The sequence below is a fragment of the Olsenella profusa F0195 genome, assembly GCF_000468755.1.
Lineage (GTDB): Bacteria > Actinomycetota > Coriobacteriia > Coriobacteriales > Atopobiaceae > Olsenella_F > Olsenella_F profusa.
In genome coordinates, this window is record NZ_AWEZ01000054.1 from 26,492 (window position 1) to 33,119 (window position 6,628).

Annotated in this window: 7 protein-coding genes; all 7 read left to right on the plus strand. The window is 58.4% G+C overall.

Annotation, left to right across the window (positions count from 1 at the left end; translation table 11 throughout):
- Nucleotides 1-307 precede the first annotated feature (307 nt).
- The 7 genes from HMPREF1316_RS07940 to HMPREF1316_RS13785 all read left to right on the plus strand — a co-directional run bounded on the left by HMPREF1316_RS07940 (nt 308) and on the right by HMPREF1316_RS13785 (nt 6,594).
- A complete protein-coding gene (locus HMPREF1316_RS07940; RefSeq protein WP_021726461.1) occupies nt 308-814 on the plus strand; it encodes a mycothiol transferase in 507 nt (168 codons plus the stop codon).
- 280 nt (nt 815-1,094) lie between these two features.
- Entirely contained in the window at nt 1,095-1,412 is a 318-nt protein-coding gene (locus HMPREF1316_RS13300; protein ID WP_021726438.1) for a hypothetical protein, read from the plus strand.
- Nucleotides 1,413-1,549: 137 nt separating this feature from the next.
- Nucleotides 1,550-2,068 carry a cyclophilin-like fold protein gene (locus tag HMPREF1316_RS13305; protein WP_021726439.1) on the plus strand — a complete coding sequence of 173 codons (519 nt, stop codon included), beginning with the start codon at nt 1,550-1,552 and terminating at the stop codon, nt 2,066-2,068.
- Nucleotides 2,069-2,109: 41 nt separating this feature from the next.
- A complete protein-coding gene (locus tag HMPREF1316_RS07955; protein WP_040651889.1) occupies nt 2,110-3,117 on the plus strand; it encodes an alpha/beta hydrolase in 1,008 nt (335 codons plus the stop codon).
- Nucleotides 3,118-3,419: 302 nt separating this feature from the next.
- Nucleotides 3,420-4,679 (plus strand): ATP-binding protein, encoded by a 1,260-nt coding sequence (locus tag HMPREF1316_RS07960; protein WP_021726437.1) that lies wholly within the window; start codon nt 3,420-3,422, stop codon nt 4,677-4,679.
- A gap of 123 nt (nt 4,680-4,802) precedes the next feature.
- The gene (locus HMPREF1316_RS07965; RefSeq protein ID WP_040651890.1) at nt 4,803-5,564 is read left to right on the plus strand and encodes a carboxymuconolactone decarboxylase family protein; all 762 of its coding nucleotides are present in this window, start codon (nt 4,803-4,805) and stop codon (nt 5,562-5,564) included.
- Between the two features lie 277 nt (nt 5,565-5,841).
- On the plus strand, nt 5,842-6,594 hold the full coding sequence (locus HMPREF1316_RS13785) for a class I SAM-dependent methyltransferase (RefSeq protein ID WP_021726454.1): 753 nt from the start codon (nt 5,842-5,844) through the stop codon (nt 6,592-6,594).
- Nucleotides 6,595-6,628 lie beyond the last annotated feature (34 nt).

Below are 6,628 nucleotides of genomic sequence, written 5' to 3' on the forward strand. Positions count from 1 at the left end.
AGAATGTCTGGCTCGGAGCAGGTATGCGAGCGCACGATGCTGCACCCGTGGACATGGCCGCCAGCGCATGGGTCTGGTTACGGGTGTTGTGTGGGCATCGCTAGTTCCTCATACACCTGGACCCTTCTCGTGCCGGCGCTTGCCAAAGGCCCCGGCTGGTTCTCGTTGCGCCCAGTATAGCCCGCCGTGCACGCTTCTGATGTCCCCATCAAGCAACCCACACCATGAGCACTGAGCCACCACCCGCACATCCTGGGTACACGTACGCATATGATGGACCATCACGACATGGAAAAGGAGTCCCACCATGCAGCGACCGTCAACACAGTTCGCGATCGACATCCTGGTGCGCGGAGTAGGGCGCTTCCGCAGGACCCTGGAGAAGAGCAACACCATGCCGACCCCCTACATAAAGTCGGTGACCTGGCTGATGTGGCACACCGCCAGGATGATCGACTATCAGACCGCCTCGCTCGCTGGAAGAGAGCAGTTCTGGTTCTCTCAGGGGTGGAAGGAGCGCTTCGCCCTCGACCTGCCCGATGACACGCAGGACTGGCGTCACACGCCCGAGGAGGCCGCGAAGGTGCACGTGAAGGACAAGGAGCTGCTGGTAGGCTACCTCACCGCTGCCGCCGACACGGCCAAGGGGTATCTGGCCACCCTGGACCCAGGCACCCTGGACGACGTCGTCGACCGCTCGTGGACGCCCGCCGTGACTCGGGCCGTGCGCCTGGTGTCGACCGTCGACGACACGGTGATGCATTCGGGCCAGGCCGTCTACACGGCACGCCTGATGACGGGCAGGAGCATCTGACACATCTGACATGCGGCCTCTCGCGACCACTGCCGTCCCCAAAGAGGTGGGTGTGCTCAGGCGGCCGAGAGCGCCGTCCGATTGCGCGGGCATCACAAGGGGTGCCGGCCCTTCAGCCAATGCCGTAGAATGCACCTGCAGGATGTCACGGCACCGGGGGAGGTTCTCCAATGAAGCAGGTTGTAACAGTCAATGCGCGCCCACGAAACGGCTGGAACATGGCCCAGCTCGTGAGGGAGGCCACGCGCGGGCAAATGATGCCGGCGCGGCGTCGGAGGTCGTGAACCTCTACGCGCTCGACCCCTTCATGGGCTGCCGGTCGTGCTTCGCATGCAAGGCCGAAAGGTCCCTGGGCAGATGCGTCTACAAGGACGGGCTTGCCGGCACGCTCGAGCACACGCGCGCGGCCGAGCAGTACCCAGCGCTTGGCTATGACAGGATGACGACCGAGCACTCAGACACCATCGAGCGCTTCGTGGGGCCAGTGTCCCTGCTGGCCATCGGTAACACCCAGCAGGTGAGCGAGAAGGCGTACGGCAGGTTCGACTGGACCATGTTCGACAGCGAGGCAAAGATCGTCCGCCACGACACGGTGTGACCGGACGAGCTGGCACGGGCACGCGAGGCGGGCAGGAGGCTGGTCGGGGACTAGCGGCCACCTGCACCGTGTCATGCCCCTTGGGCAGCACGCGCCCCACTCCTATGGCCTTGGTCTCGCCGGCACCGATGTGCACCGTGCCACTCACCGCGTTCCCGGGCAGCACCATCATCCATGCGACGACCAACGAGACGGAGACGGCCCAGGCCTTCGTGGACAGGCTCCCCTGTACCGTCAGCGTGAGCGGGACCGGCCTGGACTTCTGCGGTCGCATGCCCCTCTCGCTGCCCTACGGGCAGGAGCAGGTGCACCATGGCTGGACCAACGGCGATATGAACTACAACCCAGGAGGCGGCTGGTTTGCGGTCCCCTTCAATGGCGAGGAGGACTCCATGCGCTACGGCGACCAGGTGAACATGGGTCGCGTGGATGCGGGAGACCTGCCTCGCCTGCATGAGCTCGATGGGTCCTTCCAGGTGCGCATCGAACTGGATGACCAGGAAAGGAGCTTCGAACGAACGTGGTCGTGCTCATGGGGTCGGCCCGCAAGCAGTGTCACACCGCCCACATGGTGGAGACCTTTGCCGAGGGAGCAGACCAGGTGGCCCTGCTCACCGGTACGATCACCATTGCCGCTCGCCACTAGGCATCCATGACAAAGGCGCCCGGCACCTTCGCCACGCAGACAGGAGGAAAGATGGAACTCACGCAGGAATGGGACAAGACGTTCGCGCTCTCCGACAAGGTGGACCACGAGAAGGTCACCTTCACCAACCTCTACGGCATCACGCTGGCAGCAGACCTCTACAGGCCCAAGGCGGCCGCGGGCAACGCCAATCTGGTGGCGCTCGCCGTGGCAGGTCCCTTTGGCGCCGTGAAGGAGCAGGCGAGCGGCCTCTACACCCAGCACATGGCCGAGCAGGGCTACCTGGCCATCGCCTTTGACCCAAGCTTCATCGGCGAGTCCGGCGGAGAGGCCAGAAACGTCGCCAGCCCCGACATCAACACCGAGGACTTCATGGCAGCGGTGGACTACCTCTCCAACCGCGCCGACGTGAACCCCGAGCGGGTGGGCATCATCGGCATCTGCGGCTGGGGTGGAATCGCCCTCAACGCCGCGGCGGCCGACCCCCGCGTCAAGGCCACGCTCGTCTCCACCATGTACGACATGACCCGTGTCAACGGCAACGGCTACTTCGACGCGAACGACTCCGCCGAGAAGCGCAATGCCACACGTCACCAGATCAGTGCCGCCCGCACCGTCGAGTACGCCGCAGGCACCCACGACCGAGCCGGCGGCTGTCTGCCCTACCCCGCACCGGACGACGCCCCGCAGTTCGTCAAGGACTACAGCGCCTACTACAGGACCCCACGCGGTTACCACACACGCTCGCTCAACAGCAACGAGGGTTGGAACGTCACGGGCACCATCGGCTATGCCAACGCGCGCTTCCTCGTGTACACCAACGAGATCGAGAGTGCGGTCCTCATGATCCATGGCGAGAAGGCACACAGCCTGTACTTTGGCAAGGACGCCTATGCACACATGATGGATGGCAATCCCCGACCGGAGAACAAGGAATTCTACCTGGTGCCAGGTGCCACGCACTGCGACCTCTACGACGGCGGCGAGGGAGCCGTAAACGGCGTCGGCGGCCTCATACCCTGGGACAAGGTCGAGCAGTTCTTTGCCCGGTATCTGTAGGACGGAAGCATCAGGTGTGACAGCTCGCTTCCATCCCCAAGGTCGCCGCCTGGTTCATGAGCATCCTCTACCTCTAACGAAAGGCGACACGTCCGGAATCAGGCCAAACCCTTGCACGGGACGGGTGCGCCCATCGGCCATGCCACTCACTCACCTCACCTGGCCACAAGACAGGTCAATCCCTCCTGTGGCCAGAGGACTGTTATGGTGAGTAATGTCTTTCTCGCCAAATCTATTTGATGAGATTAGCTTTTCTATTCATTATGAATGTAAGAGAAAGGCTCACCTAGTCAGGAGCCATTATGAAGGAAGATCACAGTCTCGAGTTCAAGGAAGCGCCCAGCGCCAGCTTCCTCAAGACCGTCAGCGCCTTCGCCAATTACGATGGGGGAACGATCGTCTTTGGCGTGCGCGACGATGGGACCATCGTTGGCCTGACCGATCCCCACAAGACCTGCCTGAATATTGAGAACAAAGTCAACGGCAGCATCTCTCCCCAGCCTGATTATTCGATAGCCGTAAATGATGCGAACGATACCGTCGAACTCACGGTACGCAGCAGCCCCTACAAGCCCTACCTCTATCACGGCCGGGCCTACCGCCGCAGCGACATAGCCTCCCTCCCCGTCGATCAGCTTGAGCTTCGTCGCCTGGTGCTTGCAGGGCAAAACCTCACCTTCGAAAGCCTGCCCTCTGCCAATCAAGACTTGACCTTCACGTATCTCGGGAAGTTCATCAAGGGGCGCCTGGGTATCAAGGAGTTCGACAGCGACACCCTGAGGACCCTCGGACTGCTCGACCGTAACCGTGGCTACAACAATGCCGCTGCCCTTCTTGCCGACGAGAACGACTTTCCTGGCCTCGACATCGCACGGTTTGGTGAGAGCATCAGCATTATCAAGAAACGCTCCATCCTCGCTGGCAGCAGCATCCTCAACCAGTTCGACCAGGCCATATCCCTCTGTCGGGATTACTACGTACAGGAAGAGGTCCACGGAAGCACGCGCACTGAGGTCCAGTTGCTACCCGAGGCCGCATTCCGCGAGGCGCTCGCCAACGCTCTCGTCCACCGTACGTGGGACATCGAAGCCCAAACACGCGTGTCCTTCTTCGGTGACCGCGTCGAGGTCAGCTCGCCAGGCGGCCTGCCCACAGACATGACCGAGGAGGAGTATCTCTCTGACCGCGTCTCGGTGCTCCGCAACCCCGTACTTGCAGGAGTCTTCTACCGATTGGGCCTAATCGAGGCCTACGGCACAGGCGTGCAGCGAATCCGCGCCTGTTATGCGCAGAGCATCAACCAGCCAGACTTTACCATCACCGACAACACCGCCACCGTCTGCCTGCCCCTCATTGCGGACGCGCGACAACTCACCCACGACCAAGATCTGCTTCTCTCTCATCTGAGTCAGATCATACCTAAGGGTATGACCGAGATAGCAAGAGAAACTGACCTAAGCAGGTCTAAGGCCACCCGACTTATTCACGAGCTTGTGAGGTTGCAACTCGTACGTGTCGAGGGGGCGGGTCGGAACACCCGCTACCTACGGACGAGCAGGTGATGGCACGGCCAAACTGAACAGCAGGCCTAGGCATGCGCAACCCGTATCTATCTCCATACTACATAGGTATGTGACATGCACGTCGGGTCGTTCGATACTGTCAATATTGAGAAGGGAAATGCTATGGGTGAGAAGATCGTACAGACCGCAGGCCGCGAGCAGCTGGGCGAGTTCGTTCCAGAGTTTGCCCACTTCAATGATGACGTACTCTTTGGCGAGAACTGGAACAACCAGGACATCGACGTCAAGACCCGCTGCATTGTCACCTTCGTGGCGTTGATGGCACAGGGCATCACCGACAGCTCGCTCGTCTACCACCTGCAGAACGCCAAGGCCCACGGCGTGACCAAGGCCGAGTTTGCCGCCATCGTGACCCATGTGGCCTTCTACGCCGGCTGGCCCAAGGCCTGGGCAACTTTCAACCTGGGCAAGCAGGTCTGGACCACGGACGAGGCCGCCACCAGCGAGAAGGACGCATACGCCCAGACCATCCCCTTCCCCGTGGGTGACCCGAACGGCGCCTACGCCCAATACTTCGACGGCCAGTCCTACCTGGCGCCCGTATGCGGCCAACCCTTCCCCATCTCCAATGTGACCTTTGAGCCGGGCTGCCGCAACCACTGGCATGTGCACCATGCCACCAAGGGCGGCGGCCAGCTCCTCATCTGTGTGGGTGGTCATGGCTGGTACCAGGAATGGGGCAAGGAGGCCCTAGCACTCGTCCCCGGCACCGTGATCGAGATCCCCGAGGGCGTGAAGCACTGGCACGGCGCCGCCAAGGACAGCTGGATGAGCCACCTAGCCTTTGAGATCCCCGGCGAGGATGCCAGCAACGAGTGGCTGGAGCCTGTCTCCGACCAGGACTACGCCGCGCTGGGCCAGTAGCACGTAGCGTATGCAGGCCAATCATGGGCCGCGATAAGGACGAAGGCAGATTCCTCCTTGTTGCGGCCATTTTCGTCATGATGGGGCTGCATGCACGGGAAGGAGTCGTCCCCCTTGAAACTGGCATGCTCGAGCCCACACCTACCAGAGCATCAGCTCAACACTCCCAAGTGATTGACGCAACCTTCGAGGTCCTCTGAAAAATGGTATAGCATAGTACTATATTAAAAATACTGAGTGAAACAGATTTAAAGTTGTGAATGAGGTAAGTGAAGTAATGAAAACATATCAGGATATAAACAAAGAGACCATCGACAGATGGGTTGAGGAAGGCTGGGAGTGGGGGAAACCAACTTCACATGATGAGTATATCGATGCAAAAGATGGAGAATGGAGAGTTTTTCTTACTCCAACGGTTCCAGTTCCACATGAGTGGCTTGGAGATTTGAAAGGGAAGAAAATCTTAGGCTTAGCATCAGGCGGAGGACAGCAAATGCCTATATTTAATGCGTTAGGGGCAGATTGTACTGTACTTGATTACTCTTCAAAGCAAATAGAAAGCGAGTTCTTAATTGCTGAAAGAGAGGGATACAATATTAAAGCAATCGAAGGTGATATGACAAAAACTTTACCTTTTAAAAATGAAATATTTGATATAGTCTTTCATCCGGTTTCCAACTGTTATGTTGAAGATGTGCAACATGTTTTTAAGGAAGCATATAGAGTTCTGAAAAATGGTGGGGTTTTTCTTGCGGGTCTAAATAATGAGATAAACTACATTGTCGATGATGAAGAAAAAGAAATTGTTTGGAGAATGCCTTTTAATCCATTAAAAAATAAAGCAGCCAGAGAATATATGATTAAAGAAAAGTCCGGAATGCAGTTTTCTCACAATATGACGGAGCAGATAGGCGGACAATTAAAGGCAGGGTTCACCCTGCTTGATATATATGAAGATACAAATGGTTTTGGCAGGTTGCATGAACTGAACATTAAAACATATATTGCAACTAAATCAGCTAAGTTATAGAATCAGCTAGTTTCCCAGTTTGTCTAAATGTATA

Excerpts from the sequence above, each read along its gene's own strand:
- HMPREF1316_RS07940 (WP_021726461.1), top strand. The coding sequence starts at position 308 with ATGCAGCGACCGTCAACACAGTTCGCGATCGACATCCTGGTGCGCGGA.
- HMPREF1316_RS07955 (WP_040651889.1), top strand. The coding sequence starts at position 2,110 with ATGGAACTCACGCAGGAATGGGACAAGACGTTCGCGCTCTCCGACAAG.
- HMPREF1316_RS07960 (WP_021726437.1), top strand. The coding sequence starts at position 3,420 with ATGAAGGAAGATCACAGTCTCGAGTTCAAGGAAGCGCCCAGCGCCAGC.
- HMPREF1316_RS07965 (WP_040651890.1), top strand. The coding sequence starts at position 4,803 with ATGGGTGAGAAGATCGTACAGACCGCAGGCCGCGAGCAGCTGGGCGAG.
- HMPREF1316_RS13785 (WP_021726454.1), top strand. The coding sequence starts at position 5,842 with ATGAAAACATATCAGGATATAAACAAAGAGACCATCGACAGATGGGTT.